The organism is Acinetobacter lwoffii (assembly GCF_024129115.1).
GTDB lineage: Bacteria > Pseudomonadota > Gammaproteobacteria > Pseudomonadales > Moraxellaceae > Acinetobacter > Acinetobacter lwoffii_T.
In genome coordinates this window covers 51,933-74,054 of sequence record NZ_JAMXXO010000013.1, presented here as the reverse complement: position 1 = coordinate 74,054, position 22,122 = coordinate 51,933, and the positions used below count along the sequence as shown (strand labels likewise).

24 protein-coding genes are annotated in these 22,122 nt (G+C 42.8%); 13 read left to right on the top strand and 11 right to left on the bottom strand.

The window, feature by feature from the left end; all coding sequences use genetic code 11:
- Window position 1 precedes the first annotated feature (1 nt).
- From minE to NI470_RS10740, 5 genes are all read right to left on the bottom strand, one after another.
- Entirely contained in the window at window positions 2-274 is a 273-nt protein-coding gene (gene minE, locus NI470_RS10760; protein WP_004279256.1) for a cell division topological specificity factor MinE, read from the bottom strand.
- Window positions 275-276: 2 nt separating this feature from the next.
- Complete coding sequence (minD, locus tag NI470_RS10755; RefSeq protein ID WP_004646120.1) at window positions 277-1,089, bottom strand: septum site-determining protein MinD; 813 nt, start codon at window positions 1,087-1,089, stop codon at window positions 277-279.
- A gap of 66 nt (window positions 1,090-1,155) precedes the next feature.
- The gene (minC, locus tag NI470_RS10750) at window positions 1,156-1,869 is read right to left on the bottom strand and encodes a septum site-determining protein MinC (RefSeq protein ID WP_005247112.1); all 714 of its coding nucleotides are present in this window, start codon (window positions 1,867-1,869) and stop codon (window positions 1,156-1,158) included.
- A gap of 159 nt (window positions 1,870-2,028) precedes the next feature.
- Window positions 2,029-3,093, bottom strand: coding sequence for a preprotein translocase subunit SecA (locus tag NI470_RS10745; RefSeq protein WP_253148341.1), 1,065 nt, complete (start codon window positions 3,091-3,093; stop codon window positions 2,029-2,031).
- Between the two features lie 2 nt (window positions 3,094-3,095).
- Window positions 3,096-4,037, bottom strand: coding sequence for an acyltransferase (locus tag NI470_RS10740; protein ID WP_253148342.1), 942 nt, complete (start codon window positions 4,035-4,037; stop codon window positions 3,096-3,098).
- A gap of 252 nt (window positions 4,038-4,289) precedes the next feature.
- Here NI470_RS10740 and NI470_RS10735 point away from each other — a divergent pair, with 252 nt between their 5' ends.
- The 3 genes from NI470_RS10735 to dut all read left to right on the top strand — a co-directional run bounded on the left by NI470_RS10735 (window position 4,290) and on the right by dut (window position 7,620).
- Window positions 4,290-4,943, top strand: coding sequence for a YiaD family glycine zipper/OmpA-like lipoprotein (locus NI470_RS10735; protein WP_004646124.1), 654 nt, complete (start codon window positions 4,290-4,292; stop codon window positions 4,941-4,943).
- A 137-nt stretch (window positions 4,944-5,080) separates the two neighbouring features.
- Window positions 5,081-7,120 (top strand): UvrD-helicase domain-containing protein, encoded by a 2,040-nt coding sequence (locus NI470_RS10730; protein ID WP_253148343.1) that lies wholly within the window; start codon window positions 5,081-5,083, stop codon window positions 7,118-7,120.
- 47 nt (window positions 7,121-7,167) lie between these two features.
- Window positions 7,168-7,620 carry a dUTP diphosphatase gene (dut, locus tag NI470_RS10725; protein WP_004646127.1) on the top strand — a complete coding sequence of 151 codons (453 nt, stop codon included), beginning with the start codon at window positions 7,168-7,170 and terminating at the stop codon, window positions 7,618-7,620.
- A 399-nt stretch (window positions 7,621-8,019) separates the two neighbouring features.
- Here dut and NI470_RS10720 read toward each other — a convergent pair whose 3' ends face one another.
- Window positions 8,020-8,610: a TetR/AcrR family transcriptional regulator gene (locus NI470_RS10720; protein WP_009391568.1), complete on the bottom strand. Its 591-nt coding sequence runs from the start codon at window positions 8,608-8,610 to the stop codon at window positions 8,020-8,022.
- Window positions 8,611-8,702: 92 nt separating this feature from the next.
- Between NI470_RS10720 and NI470_RS10715 the strand changes: the two genes are divergently transcribed.
- Window positions 8,703-9,542 carry an alpha/beta hydrolase family protein gene (locus NI470_RS10715; RefSeq protein ID WP_253148344.1) on the top strand — a complete coding sequence of 280 codons (840 nt, stop codon included), beginning with the start codon at window positions 8,703-8,705 and terminating at the stop codon, window positions 9,540-9,542.
- Between the two features lie 24 nt (window positions 9,543-9,566).
- A complete protein-coding gene (locus NI470_RS10710; protein WP_253148345.1) occupies window positions 9,567-10,106 on the top strand; it encodes a hypothetical protein in 540 nt (179 codons plus the stop codon).
- 151 nt (window positions 10,107-10,257) lie between these two features.
- On the opposite strand, the gene NI470_RS10705 is transcribed toward NI470_RS10710, so the two are convergent.
- A protein-coding gene (locus NI470_RS10705) for an IS5 family transposase (RefSeq protein ID WP_171535554.1) occupies window positions 10,258-11,080 on the bottom strand; the annotation gives its coding sequence in 2 pieces (ribosomal slippage) (window positions 10,258-10,698 and window positions 10,700-11,080; 822 coding nt in all).
- 182 nt (window positions 11,081-11,262) lie between these two features.
- Between NI470_RS10705 and NI470_RS10700 the strand changes: the two genes are divergently transcribed.
- The 6 genes from NI470_RS10700 (at window position 11,263) to NI470_RS10675 (ending at window position 16,858) form a co-directional block, all read left to right on the top strand.
- A complete protein-coding gene (locus NI470_RS10700; protein ID WP_253148346.1) occupies window positions 11,263-12,681 on the top strand; it encodes a phosphomannomutase/phosphoglucomutase in 1,419 nt (472 codons plus the stop codon).
- Window positions 12,682-12,691: 10 nt separating this feature from the next.
- Complete coding sequence (gene argB / locus NI470_RS10695) at window positions 12,692-13,600, top strand: acetylglutamate kinase (RefSeq protein ID WP_004279270.1); 909 nt, start codon at window positions 12,692-12,694, stop codon at window positions 13,598-13,600.
- Between the two features lie 132 nt (window positions 13,601-13,732).
- Complete coding sequence (locus tag NI470_RS10690) at window positions 13,733-14,581, top strand: class II glutamine amidotransferase (RefSeq protein ID WP_253146799.1); 849 nt, start codon at window positions 13,733-13,735, stop codon at window positions 14,579-14,581.
- A 275-nt stretch (window positions 14,582-14,856) separates the two neighbouring features.
- Window positions 14,857-15,303, top strand: coding sequence for a bacteriohemerythrin (locus NI470_RS10685; RefSeq protein WP_153566760.1), 447 nt, complete (start codon window positions 14,857-14,859; stop codon window positions 15,301-15,303).
- 143 nt (window positions 15,304-15,446) lie between these two features.
- On the top strand, window positions 15,447-16,526 hold the full coding sequence (locus tag NI470_RS10680) for a hypothetical protein (protein ID WP_253146800.1): 1,080 nt from the start codon (window positions 15,447-15,449) through the stop codon (window positions 16,524-16,526).
- Window positions 16,526-16,858, top strand: coding sequence for an RnfH family protein (locus NI470_RS10675; protein WP_253146801.1), 333 nt, complete (start codon window positions 16,526-16,528; stop codon window positions 16,856-16,858). The genes NI470_RS10680 and NI470_RS10675 overlap by 1 nt, the downstream gene beginning before the upstream one ends.
- A gap of 100 nt (window positions 16,859-16,958) precedes the next feature.
- On the opposite strand, the gene NI470_RS10670 is transcribed toward NI470_RS10675, so the two are convergent.
- Window positions 16,959-17,357 (bottom strand): outer membrane protein assembly factor BamE, encoded by a 399-nt coding sequence (locus NI470_RS10670; RefSeq protein ID WP_004730565.1) that lies wholly within the window; start codon window positions 17,355-17,357, stop codon window positions 16,959-16,961.
- 112 nt (window positions 17,358-17,469) lie between these two features.
- On the opposite strand from NI470_RS10670, the gene fur reads away from it, so the two are divergent.
- Window positions 17,470-17,907: a ferric iron uptake transcriptional regulator gene (gene fur, locus NI470_RS10665; RefSeq protein ID WP_004279276.1), complete on the top strand. Its 438-nt coding sequence runs from the start codon at window positions 17,470-17,472 to the stop codon at window positions 17,905-17,907.
- Between the two features lie 70 nt (window positions 17,908-17,977).
- Here the strand turns inward: fur and NI470_RS10660 are convergent, their stop codons facing one another.
- Both NI470_RS10660 and NI470_RS10655 read right to left on the bottom strand, forming a co-directional pair.
- Window positions 17,978-19,099 carry a PilT/PilU family type 4a pilus ATPase gene (locus NI470_RS10660; protein WP_253148347.1) on the bottom strand — a complete coding sequence of 374 codons (1,122 nt, stop codon included), beginning with the start codon at window positions 19,097-19,099 and terminating at the stop codon, window positions 17,978-17,980.
- A 30-nt stretch (window positions 19,100-19,129) separates the two neighbouring features.
- Window positions 19,130-20,167 carry a type IV pilus twitching motility protein PilT gene (locus NI470_RS10655; RefSeq protein ID WP_004279279.1) on the bottom strand — a complete coding sequence of 346 codons (1,038 nt, stop codon included), beginning with the start codon at window positions 20,165-20,167 and terminating at the stop codon, window positions 19,130-19,132.
- Between the two features lie 123 nt (window positions 20,168-20,290).
- On the opposite strand from NI470_RS10655, the gene NI470_RS10650 reads away from it, so the two are divergent.
- Window positions 20,291-20,980, top strand: a complete 690-nt coding sequence (locus NI470_RS10650) for a YggS family pyridoxal phosphate-dependent enzyme (protein WP_253148374.1) — start codon at window positions 20,291-20,293, stop codon at window positions 20,978-20,980.
- A gap of 31 nt (window positions 20,981-21,011) precedes the next feature.
- Here the strand turns inward: NI470_RS10650 and NI470_RS10645 are convergent, their stop codons facing one another.
- The gene (locus NI470_RS10645; protein WP_253148348.1) at window positions 21,012-22,121 is read right to left on the bottom strand and encodes an acyltransferase family protein; all 1,110 of its coding nucleotides are present in this window, start codon (window positions 22,119-22,121) and stop codon (window positions 21,012-21,014) included.
- Window position 22,122: the final 1 nt, after the last annotated feature.

Below are 22,122 nucleotides of genomic sequence, written 5' to 3'. Positions count from 1 at the left end.
ATTATCGTTCTTCAGGTAAATTGATATTCATTTCAAGCATTTCAATATTGGCTTCAGAACGGACCTGCATTTGAATATGCTGTTCATCGACACCGCGAACATAACGATTGACCACTTGCATGATTTCAGTCTTCATCTGGTCAATTTTGTCCTGGCTCAAGCGACGACCCAAGCCTTGTTCGGATGCAACGATCACCTTCAAACGGTCTTTAGCAGTCCGTGCGCTTGATGGTTTATCCTCGCCACTAAAAAGTTTACTCCAGAATCCTGCCATGTCTACGCTCCAAATAGTCGTGCTAACCAGCCCTTAGGTTTTACCTCGATATGACGGTAAGGACGCTCTTCGCCAAGGAAACGCGCAACCAGGTCATCATAGGCCTGACCTGCAGAAGCTTCAGTGAAAAGAATCACCGGCTTACCTTCATTCGATGCCTGTAAAACGCTTGGACACTCAGGAATAACGCCCAAGGTCGGTACACGTAAAATATCCTTAGAAATATCATCAATCGTTAGCATTTCCTGTTTATCGGCACGTTCCGGATTGAAACGGGTAATACACAGATGCTTACGAATGCGACCTTCGTTTTGTTCTACTTTTTTAGTTTTACTGTCGAGCATGCCAATGATACGGTCAGAGTCACGTACTGAAGAAATCTCAGGGTTAGTCACAATGATGGCTTCATCCGCATGATACATGGCCAAAATAGCACCACGCTCAATACCGGCAGGTGAATCACAGATAATATAATCAAATTCCTGCGAAAGCTCATCCATTACACGTGCCACACCTTCATCGGTTAAGGCATCTTTATCACGTGTTTGTGATGCAGGTAAAATATATAAATTTTCAATATCTTTATCGCGAATCAGTGCTTGTTGTAATCGTGCTTCGTTATTTAAAACATTCACAAAATCATAAACTACACGGCGTTCACAGCCCATAATCAAATCAAGGTTACGTAAACCTACATCAAAATCAATAACAACAGTTTTGTGACCGCGTAGGGCTAAACCTGTTGCAAAAGATGCACTCGTTGTAGTTTTACCTACACCACCTTTGCCTGACGTTACGACAACAATTTTCGCCACCGAATCCACTCCTGTTATGGTTCAAATCCCCTGTTTAAAATGGGGTTTTTGGTGTTTATTTATACATTAAAATTGTAGAGCTTCAAATACAAGCTCTAGTTGATCATTCAAGTAAATATGCACGGATTTTTTAACTACGTGTGGTGGAATATCATCCGCCACACAATAGGTTCCTGCAATCGAAATCAGTTCTGCTTCGAGGCTATGACAGAAAATACGTGCTGCAGTATTGCCACCCGCACCTGCAATGACCCGGCCACGCGCGCTGCCATAGACATGAATATTGCCCGAAGCAATCACTTCTGAACCACTATTGATGCCGGCATTAATAATAATGTCGCCATTATGCTGCACGATACATTGGCCGGTACGCAGGATTTCATCATGATATGAGGTGATATGCGCAACGATCGGGGCAGCAGGGGCTTGATCATCATTCACCGCTGTAGGTTCTGGTTTAACTTCCACCACCTGTTCTTTGGTGGCTTTAATTTCTTCTAACTGTCGATCAGGTGGCAGTACCGGGAACTGAATGGCGCGCGCCTGATCTCCAAGTAAGCCTTCAGTAACAGCCATAGGCTGTACATCCAGACTGATTAACAGTTGGATCAGCGCAATGAGTTCCTGTTCAACTGAACTTTCAATGACTGCCAAAGTGCCGGGTGGAAATGCTGCTTGTAATTTTGGGCTAAGTTGCTGGCGGATTGCATCATGATCATTGGTATCTAGGCTAATGCGTATCGCATTGACCATTCTGCCTTTTATCCGTATATCAGCCATAATTCTTCCTTAAATACTTCTGACCTGCTGGTTTTGTGTCGAAGCAATGTTGTAAATAGTGCAAATCCTAGAACAAATTGCAGTAATTCTCTAGCGATCTCAGTTATTTTTTTATGCGAATAGGACCGGACGGATTAGTCTGATTCTGTACTTTAAACTTTACTTATCTATTGAGCTCTGATTTTGCTCATGTTCTTCTAAAATCTGTTGCCACTGTTTGACTTTTACCTGTTTTCGGATTGCTTCAAGTGTTTCAAAAACAGCCGATTCGACCAATTTATCAATATGTGGATTATGTTCAATCTGAATCTGGCTGATTTTATCTGAAATTAGGGTAAAAGTCGGATTTTCTTTTTGACCTGTGTGGGTAAATGGTTCAATCAGTCCTTGCGTGATATTTTCTCCGAGGCGTTGACCAATACTTTGAATTTGCTGTTCAATCCGGCTACCTACGATTGGAATCAAACGTAATAATTGGGTCAGTTCTGGAGTGTCTTCAATCGCCTGATTCACTACTTGCCCTACATTTTTAGCGATCATGGAACGTTGTGACTGTAATTCCCTACCCAAAGACTCCTGCAAGATATCTGCCAAGGCAATGGCCAGTAATTTACGGTGATGTTCCACTAAATCATCAATTAACTGTTTATGTGATGTACTTGTGGTCAGTTCACGCTTGATGCCGTCCAGTACGGTCAGTACCACCCGGCTGGAAAGCTCTTCCATCAGCATGTTGTAATAAAAGTTGCCTTGGCGATACCAACGATTGGGAATTACTTTATAACCATGGCTATGCAGGTTGTAGCCAATCGCAACCGCACGCAGCAGACGTAGGAAACGTAGCTGAGGGATAATAGATAAAATTTCATACCAATGCACAAAAGGGAAGAACCACCAGCGTCGATGATGACGTAGAACAATTGCGATAACCCAGCGTGCCAGTAATTCACAGACCAAGAAGGTGGTAAACCAGCCCTCGGTAATGATCACCCAAGGGCGTAAATCACTTTTATAAAACTGCAAGATTTCCGGTAAACGAATGAAGTCAAACAACCACTGCCCAAAATCGCTCATTAAAATGGCGTTAGCACTGAGACAGAACAGATTGATGATGATTAAAACCATCATGAAAATGTCGTAAATCAGTGCAATTTTCCAGCCCCAGGTTCCTTTACGAACAAATTTAAAGGAGCTGAACGTTATGTCCGGGTTGTCGTTCTTCATAATTACTCGGTTACAGATCCGACTGGGGCTTGGGTAAAGTTCTGCTGCATTTGTGCGATGAGCTGATCTTTTTCAGTCCAGATTTGATCAATCCATTTTTGAAAACGTGCACGATATTCAGCATCACCTTCGTAATTGCCGCCCAGTACCCAGTCAGGAATATCAATTTTTCTTAAATTTACCGCAATACGTGGCACTTCACCTAACCAAAATTCGCCATAGCCCGGAATACCGTCAGGATAAACAATGGTCATGTCGACCAGCGCATCAATTTTATCGCCGAGAATACTGAGCGCCAATGCCAGACCACCGGCTTTAGGTTTCAGTAAATGTGTATAGGGAGACTGCTGCTGATCATGCTTTTCCTGGGTAAAGCGCGTGCCTTCCAGATAATTTAACAGGGTAAAAGGCTGACTGATCAGCTGCTCACAGGATTTACGTGCTTCTTCCATATCCCGATATTTCAACACAGGGTTTTTGGCAATCTGTTCCTTGCTATGCCGTTTCATCATCGGGAAGCCTAAGATTTTAAAAGCCTGACCGACAAAAGGAATAAAAATAAGTTCCCATTTAGTAAAGAAGCGCGTCAGGGGCATACGGGTCAGACCGAAGTACTGATTGACAGTAGTATCGACCCAGCTTTGATGATTACAGGTCATCAAATAACGTCCCTGCATATTCAAATCCAGTGATTCATCTACACTGATTTGCCATTGCGTGTTTTTCAGCACATGCTCAATCAGCCAATTATTGACCCCTAACCAGCTGTTGGTAATCTTGATATTGGTTTCATCCACTTTTGCGGATTTTTTAAAAAGTTTGGTTAAACCCAAGGCCAGCACCGGAGGACCATGAAAAAAAGTACTGCCCGTTATGACGGATGTGACCGTCAGGCCACGCGCCAGTTTTTTTAAAGTCGGTTGCTTATTGCTATTCGATGACATATCCAAACAGTCCCCACAGATTAATCGCTTAAATTTTTTCATATTTTGAGTAATATAGAGACAGTTAGGCAAATAAAAAAGCCTAAACAGGAAACTATGAAGATATTGTGACGAACTACTTGGTTTTAGTTACATATAAACATTACAAAATATTACTAAACGATTTATTATTAACAAAAATTCAATGGTTAGCCCATTCAATTTAAATCATTATCTCGCTTAACAACAAAGCATACAACAAGGAGTCATGCGATGCGTGCACTAGTCATTTCAGCAGCTGTAGCAGGGGCCGTAGCACTTACAGGTTGTCAATCAACTGGTAATAACATCGGTGGTGTGGAATATGATAAAGCTGCTCTAGGTACTTTAATTGGTGCTGCAGCAGGTTACGGTGTTTCTAAAGGCAATGCGAATACCAGCCGTCAAAATAACCGTGCAGCAGCGATTGGTGCTGTTGTTGGTGGTGCAGCGGGTGTGTATCTTGATAACAAAGAGAAAAAATTACGTCAAGCAACAGCGGGTACGGGCGTAGACGTTAACCGTAATGCAGATGGTTCGATTAACCTTGTAATGCCAGGCAGTATTACATTTGACACCAATAAGTCAAATATCAAACCAAACTTCTATGGCACTTTGAACAAAGTAGCGCAAGTATTAACTGAAGATAACAAGAGCGGTATTCTTGTAACTGGTTATACAGACAGCACGGGTAATGACTCAATTAACTTGCCATTGTCTCAAGCACGCGCAAACTCTGTAGCGACTTACTTGGCAGGCCAAGGTGTTTCACGTACACGTATTAATGCTCAAGGTTTAGGTTCAGCGAACCCAATTGCAGACAATACAACTGCCGCAGGTAAAGAGCAAAACCGTCGTGTAGAAATCGCGGTATATGCAGTTCAATAATTCTTGAACGCTTAAGAAAAAACCACCTTCGGGTGGTTTTTTTATATCTGAATATTGATCTGATTAATCGTATTTTAAATTAGGCAACTGACGCAGAGATGACTATAATCGGAGCCGAATCTAGAAGAGGAAGCCATATGTCACTCGCCAGTCAGTTAAATGACAAGCAACTTGAAGCCATGAAATACACTCAAGGACCCTTGTTAGTACTTGCAGGAGCGGGTTCAGGCAAGACTTCAGTGATCACGCGAAAAATCGCGTATTTAGTCAAGCATTGCGGGATTCCCGCACATCGTATTACTGCGATGACTTTTACCAACAAGGCAGCACGTGAGATGAAAGAGCGTGTCAGCAAATTGTTGACGCGTGAAGAAAGTAAAGGCGTTTCAGTTTCGACCTTCCATACTTTTGGCCTGAATATGCTGCGCCTGGAGTTGAAACATACCCCACTGAAAAATAATTTCTCGATTCTGGATGCTGACGACTGTAAACGCATTCTGATGGATCTGATGCAGCGTGACAATTTATCCGGTGCAGAAAGCAAAGAACTGATTGCCAAAGCCATGAAAATGATCTCGGACTGGAAAAATGATCTGATTCCACCCGAGCAGGCACATACTACCTGTGAAACTGCCGAAGATGTGCAGTTTGCGCATTTATATCAATTATATGAACGTAATTTGCGTGCCTATAACGCCGTGGATTTTGATGACCTGATTGTGATGCCAACGCGCTTGCTGCAGGAAAATGCCGAAATTCGTGACAAATGGCAAAATCGCGTGCGTTATTTGCTGGTCGATGAATATCAGGATACCAATACGGCGCAGTATATTCTGGTGAAATTACTGGTTGGCGTGATGGGACAGTTCACCGCCGTAGGCGATGATGACCAGTCGATTTATGCCTGGCGTGGTGCTAAACCGGAAAATATGGCCTTGCTGCAGCAGGATTTTCCTAATTTAAAAGTGATTAAACTGGAACAGAACTATCGTTCGACCAGTCGTATTCTCAAAGCAGCCAACACCGTGATTGGTAATAATCCGCATATTTTTGATAAAAAGCTTTGGTCGGACAAAGGCCATGGTGAAGTGATCCGTGTGATTACCTGCCGCAATGATGATGATGAAGCAGAACGCGTGGTTAAAGACCTGATCACGCATAAATTGATGAACGGTAAAAGCTGGAAAGATTATGCGGTGTTGTACCGCGGCAATTTCCAGGCGCGTATTTTAGAAACCCATCTGCGCCAGATGCAGATTCCGTATAAATTATCTGGCGGACAGTCCTTCTTCGCACGTGCCGAAATCAAGGACATGATGAGCTATTTACGCTTGATCATTAACCCTGAAGATGACAGTGCATTTTTACGAATTATCAATACGCCAAAACGGGCAATTGGTCCGGTAACGCTGGAAAAGCTCGGTCTATTTGCTCAGGAAAATAATCTGTCGCTTCTGGCTGCGGCTGCGGATCAGCGTCTGACCATGGCGATTCCGAAAAAGGCCACGACTCAATTGGCTGAGTTTGCCGATTTTATTGAGGGTTTTACCCGCAATTTACTGGATGATGATGAACCAGTGCCAATTATCCGCCAGATGATGATTGAAGCCGGTTATATCGATTACATCAAGGAAACTGCAGCCACACCAGCGCAGGAAAAGACCAAGCTCGACAATATCGAAGTGCTCTATAGCAGCATTCAAAGCCTGATTAACCGCGCTGAAGATGTTGATGAAAAAAATATTGAAAGTGTGATTCGTAAAATGGTGCTGCTGGACATGCTCGAGCAGCAGCAGGAAGAAGAGGACACCGATAAAGTCAATTTATTGACTTTGCATGCGTCTAAAGGTCTGGAATTTCCTTATGTCTATCTGATCGGGCTGGAAGAAGAAATTCTGCCACATAAAAACTCGATCGCTGCAGAAACGGTCGAAGAGGAACGCCGTCTGATGTATGTGGGGATTACCCGTGCACGTCAGGGACTGACCATTACTCTGGCAGAACAGCGCAAGGCCGGTGGGCAGATGAAGCAAATGACCCCAAGCCGTTTCCTGGATGAATTACCGGAAGATGAGCTGGAATGGTTAGGCCGCAAGAAAAAGCTGGCCGGTAACATCGATCCAAAATTACAAGCCCAACATTATCTTGATAATTTGCGTAATCTTATCAAACGATAAGGTACAAGACTTGCTCTTATTTTAAATGAAACAACAGGAATGAATACATGAAAGTTCAGGTGAAAGTCCTTGACTCGCGTCTTGGTCAGGAATGGCCATTACCGACTTATGCTACGACAGGTTCAGCGGGGCTGGATTTGCGTGCGTGTGTTGCAGAAACCACAATCATTGAACCAGGCCAAACGGTTTTGGTAAAAACTGGTTTAGCAATCTATATTGAAGATCCTGCATTTGCTGGTCTGATCTTGCCACGTTCGGGTTTGGGCCATAAACATGGGATCGTGTTGGGTAACCTGGTAGGTTTAATTGATTCTGATTATCAGGGTGAATTGATGGTATCCGTTTGGAACCGTAGTCAGACGGCATTCAGCTTAGAGCCAGGTGAACGTTTGGCGCAGTATGTGTTGGTTCCTGTGGTACAAGCTGAATTCGATCTGGTGAATGAATTCGAAGCGACTGAACGCGGTGCTGGCGGTTTTGGTCATACGGGTAAAAACTAAGTTTTAATAATGGCTTACATTCATTAACTGGATGTAAGCCATTTTTAGTTGATTAGATTAAATATTAAAAAAAATGAGTTGGTTGAAATATATTTAAAAAATAAAACCTTATTTTTTCGGCCAAGTAGAATTATTTAAATCCAAAATTGATGTAATTATCAAATGTCTAATTAGATGAAACTCAAAATAAATATAATTGAATAATCATTGTTTAATTACAAGAACCCTATAATTCTAAAGTTGTAGATTAGACTTCTTGCGAAAGTAGTATTTTATGATTTTTATTTTTACAAGAAGTCTATTTAATAAATTAAAGACAATCTATTAATAAGTCCTCACATGGGCTATGAGTAAAAACAAATAGGAATAATTCAGCACATTAAACTATTTTAAACACAATTAAATCAAATTTTTAATCATTACATCTAATTGTGCAGTTACCGCTTGGAACGGGGTTAAATTTCCCCATGCTCGGCATAACAAAATCGCCCCCTCAAACGACGCAATAATGCTTAAGCTGACTTGTGTGGCCTGCTCAAATGAGATGCCGTCTTGTTCAAGTGCTTGTGTCAATCGTTGTTTCCATAAATTTAGCACTTGTTTGACTGTTTCAACATATTGTACTTTTTCATCGTCTTTTCCTATTTCCATCAATACCGACATTAAAGGACACCCTGCCTGAAAACTGGAATCCTGTACAATCCTCCCCCACCACGCAATAAATGCGGTAATACCCTTACGTGTCCCATGCTGATTCAATGCTTTATCCAGTTGTTCCAACGCGATATTTCCAGACAATAACAACGCCTCTTTGACCATTTGTGGCTTGCCATCAGGAAAATAATGATAAGTCGAACCCAATGGCGTTTGTGCATGTTTAGCCGCTTCTCGCACACTGGTTGCTGCTAACCCTTGGGTCCGCAATAAATCCAGTACCGCAAAAATAAGCCGCTGCCGTGTATTTAATTCACTCTCTGCTGCCAAACTCATCAGTCACATTCCCTTTAAAAAACATATTGCTATAACACTTGTTATAATTTAGCATAATTTTCACTATAACAACTGTTATAACCAGATTAAATATGAACACAAATTTCACCATTACCACCCAAGATGGCTACCCACTTGCAGCACGCCATTACAGTGCCGACAAGCCGAAAGCGAACATTATTCTGGCTGGTGCAACAGGCGTACCGCAAGCGTTCTATCGACGTTTTGCCGAGTATGCAGCGACATACGGTTACAATGTCATCACCTTTGATTATCGGGGAATTGGTCGTTCTAAACCTGCGGATTTTAAAAATTTTGATAGTAATTTTATTGAATGGGCAACACTTGATCTTGCTGCCGTAGTCGATACGATGGCAGATGATTTACCACTTTTTATAGTGGGTCATTCATTTGGTGGACATGCCTTTGGGTTATTACCCAATCATCAAAAAATCAAGTGTCTTTATACTTTTGCCACAGGTGCAGGCTGGTATGGCTATATGCCAAAAGCCGAAGCAATGAAAGTAAAATTACTGTGGGATTTGGTTTTACCCGCATTGGCACAATGGAAAGGCTATATTCCGATGTCATTATTAGGTATGGGTGAGGACTTACCTTATGGGGTATATCAACAATGGAAACGCTGGTGTAAATTCCCTCATTATTTTTTTGATGACCCTAAAATCCCTGAAATTGCAGAACAATTTAGAAAAATTCATACGCCAATTATTGCTGCAAATGCTTTAGATGATTTATGGGCATTACCTAAATCACGTAACGCATTTATGCAAGGTTATCAAAATGCAGATGTCCAATTGATTGATATTCCATTAACCCAGTCATTACCGAAAATCGGTCATATGGGTTATTTTCGTAGTGAGGCAAAATCGCTGTGGGATAATGTTTTAACTGCCTTTGATCAAACACTTTAACAGCTCTCCATTGAGATATTGACTATGCAATCCGTGTTTGTCTTGCCTAATTTACTTAAAGTTTATAAAGCCCTGATTTGGATTACACTCTACGCTGCTGCTTTGCATTTTTTTGATAATGTTTATTTTTTCTTCCAGTATCCAGAACCTGCCTGGCTAACACGAGAAATTGTTGCATTATTATGGATTCCGATTGCATTGATGGCACATCGTGCAGTGGATTTAATTTATATAGGTAAAATTGATCATAGTTTTACAGTGATTCATAGTTTTTTATTAGCCAACTGGATTTCTCTCGGTCATTATTTATTTGCTTGTCCACAAGAAGTCTCAACTCGGATAAACATTGCAATCTTTATCCAAACCAGTATGGCCTGTATTTTATTTATCATGACCCTATGGTTACAATTCACTCGTTACCCAAAGTCCTTAGCTTTTGCCAAAAAGGCTTGGTTTAAAAATATTGTTATGTATGTGGTGTTAATCATTATTTTAGAGTCAATTTTCCCGTCCGACTTTCATGACTGGTGGTATACGTGGTTAATACCATCAAATCCACATTAGTTCATACGCAGGTTATGGAATTTCTCCAACATCTGGATTGCTTCTTCATTGATATGGAAGCTGTTTTGAAGGATTCTTAACCATAAAAGTACTCTAGAAATATAAAGTATTTCATAAAAATATCTATATATAAGATCTCTTGCGAAAGTCATTATTGCAAGTTTATCCGGTTTACGAGTGCAGCAATTAAGTTAATGCGTAAGCCGAATCTTTTCCGTCTATTTCGATAGCGTTCACTTAATATTCTAAATGTTTTCAATTGACTATTAATGTGTTCGATCACAACTCGTATTTTTCCAATCATTTTATTGTACTTTTTCTCAACATCAAATAAAGGTAAATTCTTCTTTTTCTTTATTGGCATCAATAATTTAAAGCCATCTTGCTCTAATCCGTAGTACCCTAGATCAGTCATAACATATTCACAATGTTTGAATTTCTTAACCGTTTTTCTTGCCAATTTAATGTCATGCTGACTGCCATTCGATATATCTAGCCCTATGATTTGTTTGCTGTTCGGATGATAGATCACTTGTACTTTTAGCGTATATTTCTTCTTTTTACCACTGTAGAATTTACTCTGATTTTTTTTTCGGACGTTCTATTGAACATTCTGTCGCATCAATAATGACCCAGTTAAAGTGTTCGTCTGCCGTGGTAATGCTTCGTTTTGGCAGAGTAAAACGTCTTGATTTCATCAATGCATCTTCAACCTTTTTAATGGTTCGATTCACATTACTTTCAGCGATATGGTAATTTGCCGCTAATTCCAGTTGAGTGCTGTAGCTCCGTAAGTAATTGAGAGTTAATAACAATTGATTCTCTATATTTAAAGTATGAGGACGACCTGATTTCTTTTTGAGTGATTCTGCTTTTTCTAAAACCTCTACCATTTCAGTAAAAACATGTCGAGGTACGCCAACCAAGCGTTTGAATTCAGAATCTGAAAAACGATTTAATTTCTGATATCTCATGAAATTTATATTGAGGTGGTTTTTACTTTCGCAAGAGGTCTATTATATTTTTATAATTGATTGTTACATTGAAATCGTTTAAAAATAGCAGGTCTTAAAACAAAAACAAATGTTTAAAGTCATTATGATGAAATCATCATTTTAAATCTCCTTATTTTAACGAATAGTGAAAAGACAGTTTTATGGGATCTATGAATCATCCATTCCCCATGCATATCTTTCGTGCCTATGACATACGCGGTAAAGTCAGTCTATTAGGTGCCGGGATCATTGATGCAATTGCCCACGGTTTAGCCCAGCAGTATCAGGCTGCGGGACAGACACGTGTCGCCATTGGTTATGATGCACGCATCAGTAGTCCGGCTTTTGCCGACATCATTGCCCGTATTTTTAAAGACTATTCGCTGGAAGCCACTATTATAGGCTGTTGTTCCAGCCCGATGCTGTATTTCACCGCACGCCAGTTTGATGGCAATGGCATTATGGTCACCGCCAGTCATAATCCTAAAGAAGATAATGGGATTAAATGGATTATTGATGGTGAACCACCTTGTCCTGAGATGATTCAACAGGTGGCCCAACTGGCAAAGTCGCATTGCGATAGCCAGCTACTTGGTTTAGCTGAACTGCCGCATCAGATTATTCCAGAGTTTTGCCTGCAGTATCAGCAGGGGATATTAGAAGATATTCAATTAAAGCGCCCATTTAAAGTGATTCTGGATGGTCTGCATGGCTCTGCCGGACGTTGTGCCGACTTGGTACTCAGAAAAATGGGCTGTAACGTGACCGCTTTACGTTGCGAGGCCAATGGACATTTTCCGGATCATGCGCCGGATCCTTCGCAGGACAAACATCTTGAGACTTTACGCCAAACTGTCATGCAACAGCAGGCTGATCTCGGTATTGCCCTGGACGGTGATGGCGATCGCCTGGTTCTGGTTGATGAACAGGGTCAGATTATCACAGCCGATCAGTTATTATGTCTGTTTGCCGAAATTTGCCTAAGCGATTCAGCACCACGCCAATTTGTTTATGATGTGAAATGTTCAACTCTGGTTCGCGATACAGTGCAACGTCTGGGCGGGGAACCGGTGATGATTCGTACCGGCAGTTCATTTCTCAGAACTTATCTGAACCACTCTCAGCAGCAAGCCATTTTTGGTGGGGAATATGCCGGACATTATGTCTTTAATGATGGCCGCGGCTGGGGCTATGATGATGGACTCTATGCAGCGCTACGGGTCATGGAATATCTGGATCAAACTGGTTTAAGTTTGGCGCAGGCCTTGGCAGCCTACCCAAAACGGCATGGTACTGAAGACCTTTATATTTCAACGCGTCAAGTGCGTCCAGTTGAGCTTTTAAACTTCGTTGAGCAGCAATCTGCAAGAATTCATGCGCAAATCAGTAAAATTGATGGGATACGTCTTGATTTTGAGGATGGTTTTGGCATCATTCGAGCATCCAATACAGGTGAGTATTTCACAGTACGCTTTGATGCCAATAATGCCCAAGGTCTGAATGAAATTCGTCACCTGTTTGTAGCCATGTTGCGTGACCGTTATCCAGAGATCGCTCAAGACATTTTAGATGCTCAATAAGGAGAGGCGAATGCCAAATCAACAAACAGGCATCGACAAAGCACAGATTTTGACAGAAGCTTTGCCGTATATTCAACGCTTCGCGGGTAAAACCCTGGTGGTAAAGTACGGCGGTAACGCGATGACCGATCCTGAGCTGGAAAGTTCATTTGCACGTGATATCGTATTATTGAAAACAGTCGGTATTAATCCGATCGTAGTGCATGGTGGTGGCCCGCAAGTCGATTCCATGCTGAAACAGCTGGGTCGCGAATCAGACCGTATCGACGGCATGCGCGTGACTGATCCTGCGACCATGGAAGTAGTCGAGATGGTACTCGGTGGTAGCGTCAACAAATCTATTGTGAACCTGATTAACCAGCATGGTGGCCGTGCCATTGGTCTTACCGGTAAAGATGGTAACCTGATCCGTGCACAAAAACTGCTGATGGAAAAAGTGGCTGAAGATGGTTCAGTTGAGCAAATTGATTTGGGTCTGGTCGGTGAAGTTGTCGGCGTGAAAACCGATGTTCTGGAAATGTTTACCAATAGTGACTTTATTCCAGTCATTGCCCCGCTAGGTGTCGACGAAGAAGGCAATACCTATAATATCAATGCCGATCTGGTTGCTGGTAAAGTCGCTGAAGCCTTAGGTGCAGAAAAACTGATTTTGCTCACCAATATCACAGGTGTGCTGGATGAAAATAAAAATCTGTTAACTGGTTTGACCACTCAAGAAGTCGATCGTTTAATTGAAACCGGCGTGATTTATGGCGGCATGATTCCGAAAGTAGGCTGTGCTCTGGATGCGGTAAAAGGCGGTGTCGTGAGTGCGCATATCGTCGATGGTCGTGTACCGCATGCAAGTTTGCTGGAAATTTTTACCGATCATGGTGTGGGCACCCTCATTACCAACCGTGCCAATCCGCATCGTTCATAAGCCATTTGTTGCCAAAAAGAGTCTCTATGCAGGCTCTTTTTTATTTGGATTTCTTATAGCCAGCTATTTGAAATGACAGGAACAGTCATGCACAATAAGCTTCTAAGTGAAATAAAGAGCTGAAATCAAACCATGTGCCAACTGCTCGGAATGAATTGTGCCACCCCGACGGATATTACTTTTTCCTTCCGTGGATTTTCCCAACGGGCGGGCATTACCTCTGATCATGCGGATGGTTTCGGGATTGCTTTCTTTGAAGATAAAGCCTGCCGTCTGTTTGTTGATAACCAGTCTGCGGTTGAATCTCCGATTGCTGAACTGGTACGTAATTATCCGATCAAATCCCGCAATGTGATTGCCCATATCCGTAAAGCCACTCAAGGCAAAATTAATCTGGAAAACTCGCATCCTTTTAGCCGCGAGTTATGGGGGCGGCAGTGGATCTTTGCCCATAATGGCGATTTACATCATTATTTTCCCGAACTGTCAGGGCGCTTTACCCCAGTCGGAAATACCGACAGTGAGCGTGCCTTCTGTTACCTGCTGGATCAACTGGTGAAACGCTTTGGCTATCGTGAGCCAAAACTGGATCAGGTTTTCGATCTTCTAGCTGAAATTTCACCTGCAATTGCCGAGCATGGTACCTTTAATTTCTGCCTGTCGAATGGTCAGGCGCTGTTTAGCTATGCGATTACTAAACTCCACTGGCTGGTACGTGAATACCCGTTTAGACCGGCTCAGCTGATTGATATTGATGTCGAAGTGGACTTTAGTCAGGTCACGACCCCTGAAGATCGCGTCGCAGTGATTACCACTGAACCATTGACCCAGAATGAAGAATGGACTGCCTTCCAGCCCGGTGAAATGATCCTGTTTCAGCATGGGGCGAAAGTACGTTCTCAGTTGACGCATGTTGAACGTCTGGAACGTGAACGTCTTGATCCTTCCTTAAAACGCGTCACGCGAGCTGATCAATATTGAAATGCGATTAAAGACGGAGTTTAAACTCCGTTTTTTTATATTTAAAAAATAAGAAAAAATCTAAGAATAAATAAAGGTTTATTGCGGATTTTGGTTAATTAATATCTTAGCCTTTTACTCAGGATAAATTATTTTTAATTATATATAACAGAAACTTAAAATGAAAAAGCCGGATTTAGGCGGAAAGCCGACTAATTTGCTTCATTTTTATTTGAATCAATACGCTATATGCTCATTTTCACGTTATAAGTCCTTAATATTTATAGGTGGTCGTAATGAAAATGAAATGGGTTCCAGATTATAATACTGGTATCGATGTGATTGACGATCAGCACAAACGAATTCTCGATTATATCAACGAAATTGATGCCAATACCGAGCGTGCCCGTATTAAACAGATTCTCGACAATATTATTGATTATACCCAGTCGCATTTCACCTTTGAGGAATCTCTTCAGGAAGAAGCCGGCTATAAATACCGGGTACCGCATAAACGTGTGCATGACCTGTTTATTAAGAAAATTGAATCTTATCGTGACCGTTTTGAACTGGGGCAGTCGATTGAACATGAACTGCACGAAGTATTATCGAAATGGCTGATTAACCATATTCAGCACGATGACGCCGATTATGTCGGTGCCGTGAAAGAAAATATGATGGGCATCATCAAGGAAAAAGAAAAGAAAACCGGTAAAAACTGGTTCGCTCGGTTTTTCTCATAATAAAATATCTAAAGAGATAACAAGAATTACAATTTAATTATAATTTTGGCGCAGCAAATCACCGTTAAGGTGGTTTGCTTTTTGTTTTTGATTTTCACCGCTTCACAAGGCAAAATAGCGCTAGATTTTTATAGGAATGCATCATGCAGGACAATGCTATGTCAAAATGGTTATCGCCGCTGATGGCTTTCTGTTTATCGTTTATTATCATCGCGACGCTCGCACCGATAACCGGTATACAGATTGATCGTCAGCTGGATTTCTGGATGCTCTGGTTAGCCACCATGCTGATTCTGGCACTTCCAGTCTGCTACTTGGAAATTGCTTTGGCTAAGCGCTCTAGAACAACGCCATTACAGGCGCTGTCAACGCTGACCCGTGAAGCTGATGCGTCACAGAAATGGCGTATTGTCGGCTGGTTAAGTGTGATTTTTATTCCGTTTCTGGCAGGTGCAATGCTGAACAATGCCAGTAATGTTCTGGCGGTTGCTGCACTTGATCTTGCACCGAACCTTTTGTTGATCGGATTGGCAATAGTAGCGTTGGCCCTGTCACTGCTACCGCGTCAAATTTTATTGGCTGTTACCACGATTGGCGTACTGGCGTCTCTGGTTCTGGCCAATGTGATGGGAACTGCGCTACCTGCATGGCAAGTCACACCAGTCGAGTTCTCGGAATGGGGCAATGCCACCGTATTGGCTTTGGTCGCAAGTGGTCTGGGCATGGGCTTGTACTGGCAATCTAGCCTGAGCGCTGTACAACAACAGGATGTCGCCAGCAAGACGGTATTGCCGATCTGGATTGCGCAGCTAGTTGCTGTCATTGCATTTACTTTCTTTGCCGTACAAGCACAAATTCCTGCATTTACTCTGGTCGCAGCAATGGTGGCAGCTGCCGCATTAATTCTGCAAATGGCACGTGAACAATTACAGCAACGCCAGCTTCATCCTGCAATTCAATGGGCAATTGTGGTGGCGGTCACGCTGATCTGGGCTATTCCAAATCTAAGCCCAATTTTCAATGTGGTCTTGCTCGTCTGGGGCTTATTGATTTGTTTGATCTATGCATTATTTGCTGGCTGGATCATGAAGATCAGTCATTTGCGTAAATCAATGAATTTTAGCTCTGAAGCGTTTTATAACATCTGGCGTATTGCAGTGCGTGTAGTGTTGCCGGTGGGGATTATTCTGGCAATCATTGCTGTCTTAGGACAATTCGTCTGATGAGTGAGGCGATGATCTGGGTAGCGTATGCGACGTCAGAAAAACAATTTCATCTAGCCGTGCCATTTCAGCCTGGCATGACGGCACTGGATGCGATTCAGCAAAGTAGAATCCGTGAGCAGGTCGACTTGCCTGAACCGTTATCTCTGGGCATTTTTGGCGTGCGCTTGCAAGATCAGCAGCAGCCACTGGCAGCAGGGGATCGGGTGGAAATTTACCGAGCACTGACCATCAATCCTAAGGATATTCGACGTAGACGTGCCGAAAAAAATCCGGTGGGTCGTTATGCCAGAGGCAATCTTTTAAGAAAGCTGAAACCGTCTTCCGAATAGAAAGCGGCTTGAATGAGCAGTAGCCTCAATGATCTGCTCAATCAATCAGCTTAATCAAAAAAGCCCCTGATGATTCAGGGGCTTTTTCATGAGAAACCGACTATAGTGGAGGAGCATTTAAAATTGCTTCTTTTGATCCTGGTAAGCCGGGTTGAGATTCTGGAATCGTGTCCAGACCTTCAACACGTTCCACGATACCAGACTGGTTAAAGTAGATTTTCAAATGCTGGCCTTGGGCTGCCGGGATCTTGGCTTTTTTAGCGTAGGTTCCTGGGGTATAGTTATAGATGTAGTCCCAACGTAAAGGATTCAGTGGATCGCTTACTGTTGGACTGCCCAGTAAGAAACGCACCTGTTGATGGCTCATTCCCACCTGAATTTTAGCGGCTTGTGCTTGGGTTAAAGGGGTTCCTTGTGGAATATCTACTTTATAAACACCTAATGTCGAACAGCCGACGAGCAATGAAGTGACGAATAACGTCAACATGATTTTTTGCATTTTGCTAAACTATCCCAAATTAATTATGATGCATTTGATCCAAGGATAGATCATACTGCATCTAAACTTTGTTGCATATTCCAACTTTGATTTTGTTGAGAGACCTTTTTACATGACTATTTCAAACCAAGATTTACGAAAAGCTGGACTGAAAGTTACCCTTCCACGAATTAAAATATTAGAATTACTAGAAAATTCAAAACAACATCATTTAAGTGCGGAAGATATTTACAAGACTTTACTCGATCAGGGCGAAGATGTAGGTTTAGCAACTGTGTATCGTGTGTTAACGCAGTTTGAAGCAGCGGGCATCATCGAACGTCATAATTTTGAAAATAATCATTCAGTTTTTGAAATTATGCAGGAAGATCACCACGATCACCTGGTATGTTTAAATTGCAGCAAAGTTGTTGAATTTATTAATGACACGATTGAAAAAGAGCAGCATGATGTTGCTGAAAAATTTGGTTTTGAATTAACCGGTCACTCACTGAATCTGTATGGTTATTGCGATGCGCCTGCCTGTCAGGAAGTGTTCCGTAAAAAATAATTTGAGCTTTGGTTCAAACATAAAAAAACAGGCTTCATGCGAAGCCTGTTTTTTTATGCCTTCAAGATGGTCAGGACTGACCATCAAAGGTAATATTGGAATGCGCACGTAATAAGTGGCTGCCACCTTCTTCTGACAGCTTGATTTGCAGACGCAAATCATTAGGTGAATCCGCATGTTTCAGCGCATCTTTATAGCTGATCTGTTTGGCTTTATACAGATCATAGAGCGCCTGATCGAAGGTCTGCATGCCCAGTTCACGGGAACGCTTCATCAGATCCTTGATCTCATGCACATCACCTTTACGAATCAAGTCGGCAATCAGTGGTGAGTTAATCAGAATCTCAATCGCTGCACGGCGACCATTACCATCGATGGTTGGAATCAGTTGCTGTGCCACAATGGCTTTCATGTTCAGGGACAAGTCCATGAACAGCTGATTATGTCGGTCTGCTTCGAAGAAATGGATAATCCGGTCAATCGCTTGGTTGGCGTTGTTGGCGTGCAGGGTAGCAAAGACCAGATGACCGGTTTCGGCAAAGGCAATCGCATAATCCATGGTTTCACGTGAACGGATCTCACCGATCAGAATCACGTCTGGTGCCTGACGCAGGGTATTTTTCAGGGCAACTTCAAATGAATCAGTATCGATGCCGACTTCACGCTGGGTGATAATACAGCCCTTATGCTGGTGAATAAATTCGATCGGATCTTCAATGGTAATGATATGACCTTTGGAATTTTCATTACGATAACCGACCAAAGACGCCAGCGAGGTTGATTTACCGGTACCCGTTGCCCCGACAAAAATAATGATGCCACGTTTGGTCATCGCCAGTTCTTTTAAAATGAGCGGTAACTTGAGTTCATCCATCGTGGGAATAACAGTTTCAATCCGACGCAGCACCATCCCCGGTTGATCTCGTTGCTGAAAGGCACTGACACGGAAGCGGGCACTTTTATCCGGCGTGCTGATGGCAAAGTTACATTCACGACTGTCAGCAAATTCTTTACGCTGCTTTTCGGTCATGATGGAATGGAGCAGTTGTCCTACTGCCGCACCGGGTAATTTTACCGAACCAATCGGTAAAATCTGCCCATTAATCTTGATGGACGGTTCGACATCGGCAGTAATGAACAGATCCGATGCTTTTTTCTCCACCATATAATCGAGTAAGCCGTTAAAATCCATGTATATAAACCCCAATACAATTCAATTTTTTTATAAAAATGCTTCTGGCTGTTTGGCTGCAGTACGTGCAACTTGCGGGCTGATCAAACCTTTGGACACTAGCGTTTTTAGTGTCTGATCCAGCGTGGTCATGCCATAGTTGGCACCGGTCTGAATTGCTGAGTACATTTGTGCGACTTTGTTTTCACGGATCAGGTTACGGATCGCCGGAATACCGATCATTATTTCATGCGCTGCGACACGCCCACCGCCATTTTTCTTCAGTAGAGCCTGTGAAACTACGGCTTGTAGGGATTCAGATAACATGGCGCGTACCATGTCTTTTTCTTCGGCAGGGAATACGTCGATCACACGGTCAATGGTTTTGGCCGCTGAGGTGGTATGCAGTGTACCAAATACTAAGTGACCGGTTTCTGCGGCAGTTAATGCCAGACGAATGGTTTCAAGGTCACGCATCTCACCGACCAGAATAATATCCGGGTCTTCACGCAGTGCCGAACGCAATGCTTCATTAAAGCCATGCGTATCACGATGCACTTCACGCTGGTTAATCAGACATTTCTTGGACTGATGCACAAATTCGATTGGGTCTTCAACGGTCAGAATGTGGTCATAGCGGTTGTCATTAATATAATCCAGCATCGCCGCCAAGGTGGTTGATTTACCCGAACCGGTTGGACCTGTGACCAGTACCAGACCACGTGGATATTCACAGATATCTTTAAAAATCTGTCCCATGCCCAGATCTTCAAGGGTCAGGACTTTAGAGGGAATGGTACGGAATACCGCACCGGCACCGCGGTTCTGGTTAAATGCGTTGACACGAAAACGCGCCACGCCAGGCACTTCAAAAGAAAAGTCAGTTTCCAGATTTTCTTCAAAATCACGGCGCTGTTTGTCGTTCATGATGTCATAAACGAGTTTATGCACTTCTTTGTGTTCTAATGCTGGCAGGTTGATGCGACGAACTTCCCCATCGACACGAATCATTGGCGGTAAGCCCGCAGACAAGTGTAAATCCGACGCACCATTTTTAGCAGAAAATGCCAACAATTCTGTGATATCCATAAGGTCCCCGAGTTCATTAAAATGTTAATTATTTTGATAGAATAATAAGGCTTTCCCACAGCTTAACCAACACTTAGTTCATGGGCAAGGGAAAAAAAGATGAATGAAATGAGAACCCCATCAATGAATATGTTGCAACAGTCACGAAATCAGGTCTTAGTGCAAATTGAAACTGCCTGTGTTGAGGCCGGCCGCGAAGCAGATGCGGTGCAACTGCTTGCCGTTTCCAAGACCCAGCCGAGTAGCGTGCTGGCAGAGATGTATCAGGCAGGGCAACATGCTTTTGGTGAAAATTACTTGCAGGAAGCGCTGGAAAAAATCACGGCCCTGAAAGAGCTGGACATTGAATGGCATTTTATTGGACATGTGCAGCGTAACAAGACCAAGCATCTGGCAGAAAATTTTGCCTGGGTGCATGGGGTGGATCGTCTGATTATTGCCGAGCGCTTATCCAATCAGCGTGGAGATGATCAGCCTGCACTGAATATCTGTATTCAGGTGAATATTGATGGCCAGGATACCAAAGATGGCTGCCAGCCGGAAGAAGTCGCAGAACTGGTGGCACAAATCAGCCAACTGCCGAATGTACGTTTACGTGGCCTGATGGTGATTCCTGCACCGAATAATCCTCAAGCCTTTGCTGATGCCAAAGTTTTATTTGATGCAGTCAAAGTTCAGCATGCACATCCTGAAGATTGGGATACTTTAAGTATGGGCATGTCTGCGGATATGACCGAAGCGATTGCTGCGGGTTCTACCATGGTTCGTGTTGGCACAGCCCTATTTGGTGCACGGCCTAAAAAAGATGTATAAACTACTAATGTCAGTTTTTTGCAGCAAAACGTTATCGCAGGGTATTGGATAACGCTTTTTTTCTGGCTGGTTCGAGCCATTTAGCCATCAGCCAGGCAAAGACTATTATGCCGAACATGCTCGTAAGCAAGGCTAAAACTGCTCCACCCAGACCATAGCCTAAAGTTGCCGGAATACAGCCCAAAATAAATAAAAGTAAGGGGAAATGGGTGACATACAAGGTATAGGAAAAGTCTGCGGATTGAACCCAGACCGCATGATAATGACTGCGTTGATACTGGAGCTGTACCAGCCAGCAGCTAAAGGCCAGACCCACACAGAAATTAAAAGGGGTGAAATTCGCAGCGCGGTATTGCTGGGTTTCATCAATCATCTGAAACTGGTAAGCATCAAAACAGGCAATTAGAAATGCCAAGCCGAATAGGGCTAATTTGACCGATTGTAAGCGGTTTAAAAAACGTAGCTGGATATATTGAAATGAACAGGCAAAGGCACTAAGCCAGACCAGAAAATAAATAAAAAACTGGATGTTCAGTAATGACAGTATAGCCAGAACTATAAAAAATCCGATTTTGGCGATTTCCGAATTTTTTAAAAAAGGTAGGAATCCGGCCAGCACATAAAACCACACTTCATAGCTCAGGCTCCAGAGCGCAGCATTGGCTGAAACCGTTGGTGTTACAAAGCCATTCAAAAATAGCAGCGAACCAATAAATTCCATCATGTCTACACTATAGTCAGTCCGGATCATCATGCCAAAACTGTGTTGAAAAGCATGAGTATGGCTGGCAAATAATAATGGAGCGAGTAGATAGAGAACCAGGGTCAACCCCATGGCAAACAGAAAGGGTGGTAAAATTCTGCTGCAACGCTGTCGAGCATAACGGTGCAGATTGAACTGACCATGCTGATGAATGTTGTGCTGGATCGAATAGCCGATCAGATAGCCACTTAAGGCAAAGAAAATCATGACTGCAGCCTGTCCAAGCAGGCGTATCCATGAATAAATGCTGGTATCGAAAGGCGCAATAAATGCCTGAAAGCAATGACTGAATAACACCACAATGGCACTGATACCCCGTAGGCTCTCAAGCTGTAAGCTGAAATAGGGCGAGAGCGTGTTCGGGGCAGGGTGAATCATC

What these genes read in the sequence shown, in the direction of transcription:
- argB (WP_004279270.1), top strand. Translation starts at nt 12,692, where the DNA reads ATGCCAAATCAACAAACAGGCATCGACAAAGCACAGATTTTGACAGAA.
- NI470_RS10680 (WP_253146800.1), top strand. Translation starts at nt 15,447, where the DNA reads ATGCAGGACAATGCTATGTCAAAATGGTTATCGCCGCTGATGGCTTTC.
- NI470_RS10700 (WP_253148346.1), top strand. Translation starts at nt 11,263, where the DNA reads ATGGGATCTATGAATCATCCATTCCCCATGCATATCTTTCGTGCCTAT.
- NI470_RS10670 (WP_004730565.1), bottom strand. Translation starts at nt 17,357, where the DNA reads ATGCAAAAAATCATGTTGACGTTATTCGTCACTTCATTGCTCGTCGGC.
- NI470_RS10690 (WP_253146799.1), top strand. Translation starts at nt 13,733, where the DNA reads ATGTGCCAACTGCTCGGAATGAATTGTGCCACCCCGACGGATATTACT.
- NI470_RS10730 (WP_253148343.1), top strand. Translation starts at nt 5,081, where the DNA reads ATGTCACTCGCCAGTCAGTTAAATGACAAGCAACTTGAAGCCATGAAA.
- NI470_RS10645 (WP_253148348.1), bottom strand. Translation starts at nt 22,121, where the DNA reads ATGATTCACCCTGCCCCGAACACGCTCTCGCCCTATTTCAGCTTACAG.
- NI470_RS10720 (WP_009391568.1), bottom strand. Translation starts at nt 8,610, where the DNA reads ATGAGTTTGGCAGCAGAGAGTGAATTAAATACACGGCAGCGGCTTATT.
- NI470_RS10685 (WP_153566760.1), top strand. Translation starts at nt 14,857, where the DNA reads ATGAAAATGAAATGGGTTCCAGATTATAATACTGGTATCGATGTGATT.
- fur (WP_004279276.1), top strand. Translation starts at nt 17,470, where the DNA reads ATGACTATTTCAAACCAAGATTTACGAAAAGCTGGACTGAAAGTTACC.
- NI470_RS10710 (WP_253148345.1), top strand. Translation starts at nt 9,567, where the DNA reads ATGCAATCCGTGTTTGTCTTGCCTAATTTACTTAAAGTTTATAAAGCC.
- dut (WP_004646127.1), top strand. Translation starts at nt 7,168, where the DNA reads ATGAAAGTTCAGGTGAAAGTCCTTGACTCGCGTCTTGGTCAGGAATGG.
- NI470_RS10715 (WP_253148344.1), top strand. Translation starts at nt 8,703, where the DNA reads ATGAACACAAATTTCACCATTACCACCCAAGATGGCTACCCACTTGCA.
- NI470_RS10740 (WP_253148342.1), bottom strand. Translation starts at nt 4,037, where the DNA reads ATGTCATCGAATAGCAATAAGCAACCGACTTTAAAAAAACTGGCGCGT.
- minC (WP_005247112.1), bottom strand. Translation starts at nt 1,869, where the DNA reads ATGGCTGATATACGGATAAAAGGCAGAATGGTCAATGCGATACGCATT.
- NI470_RS10655 (WP_004279279.1), bottom strand. Translation starts at nt 20,167, where the DNA reads ATGGATATCACAGAATTGTTGGCATTTTCTGCTAAAAATGGTGCGTCG.
- NI470_RS10660 (WP_253148347.1), bottom strand. Translation starts at nt 19,099, where the DNA reads ATGGATTTTAACGGCTTACTCGATTATATGGTGGAGAAAAAAGCATCG.
- NI470_RS10745 (WP_253148341.1), bottom strand. Translation starts at nt 3,093, where the DNA reads ATGAAGAACGACAACCCGGACATAACGTTCAGCTCCTTTAAATTTGTT.
- minE (WP_004279256.1), bottom strand. Translation starts at nt 274, where the DNA reads ATGGCAGGATTCTGGAGTAAACTTTTTAGTGGCGAGGATAAACCATCA.
- NI470_RS10735 (WP_004646124.1), top strand. Translation starts at nt 4,290, where the DNA reads ATGCGTGCACTAGTCATTTCAGCAGCTGTAGCAGGGGCCGTAGCACTT.
- NI470_RS10650 (WP_253148374.1), top strand. Translation starts at nt 20,291, where the DNA reads ATGAATATGTTGCAACAGTCACGAAATCAGGTCTTAGTGCAAATTGAA.
- NI470_RS10675 (WP_253146801.1), top strand. Translation starts at nt 16,526, where the DNA reads ATGAGTGAGGCGATGATCTGGGTAGCGTATGCGACGTCAGAAAAACAA.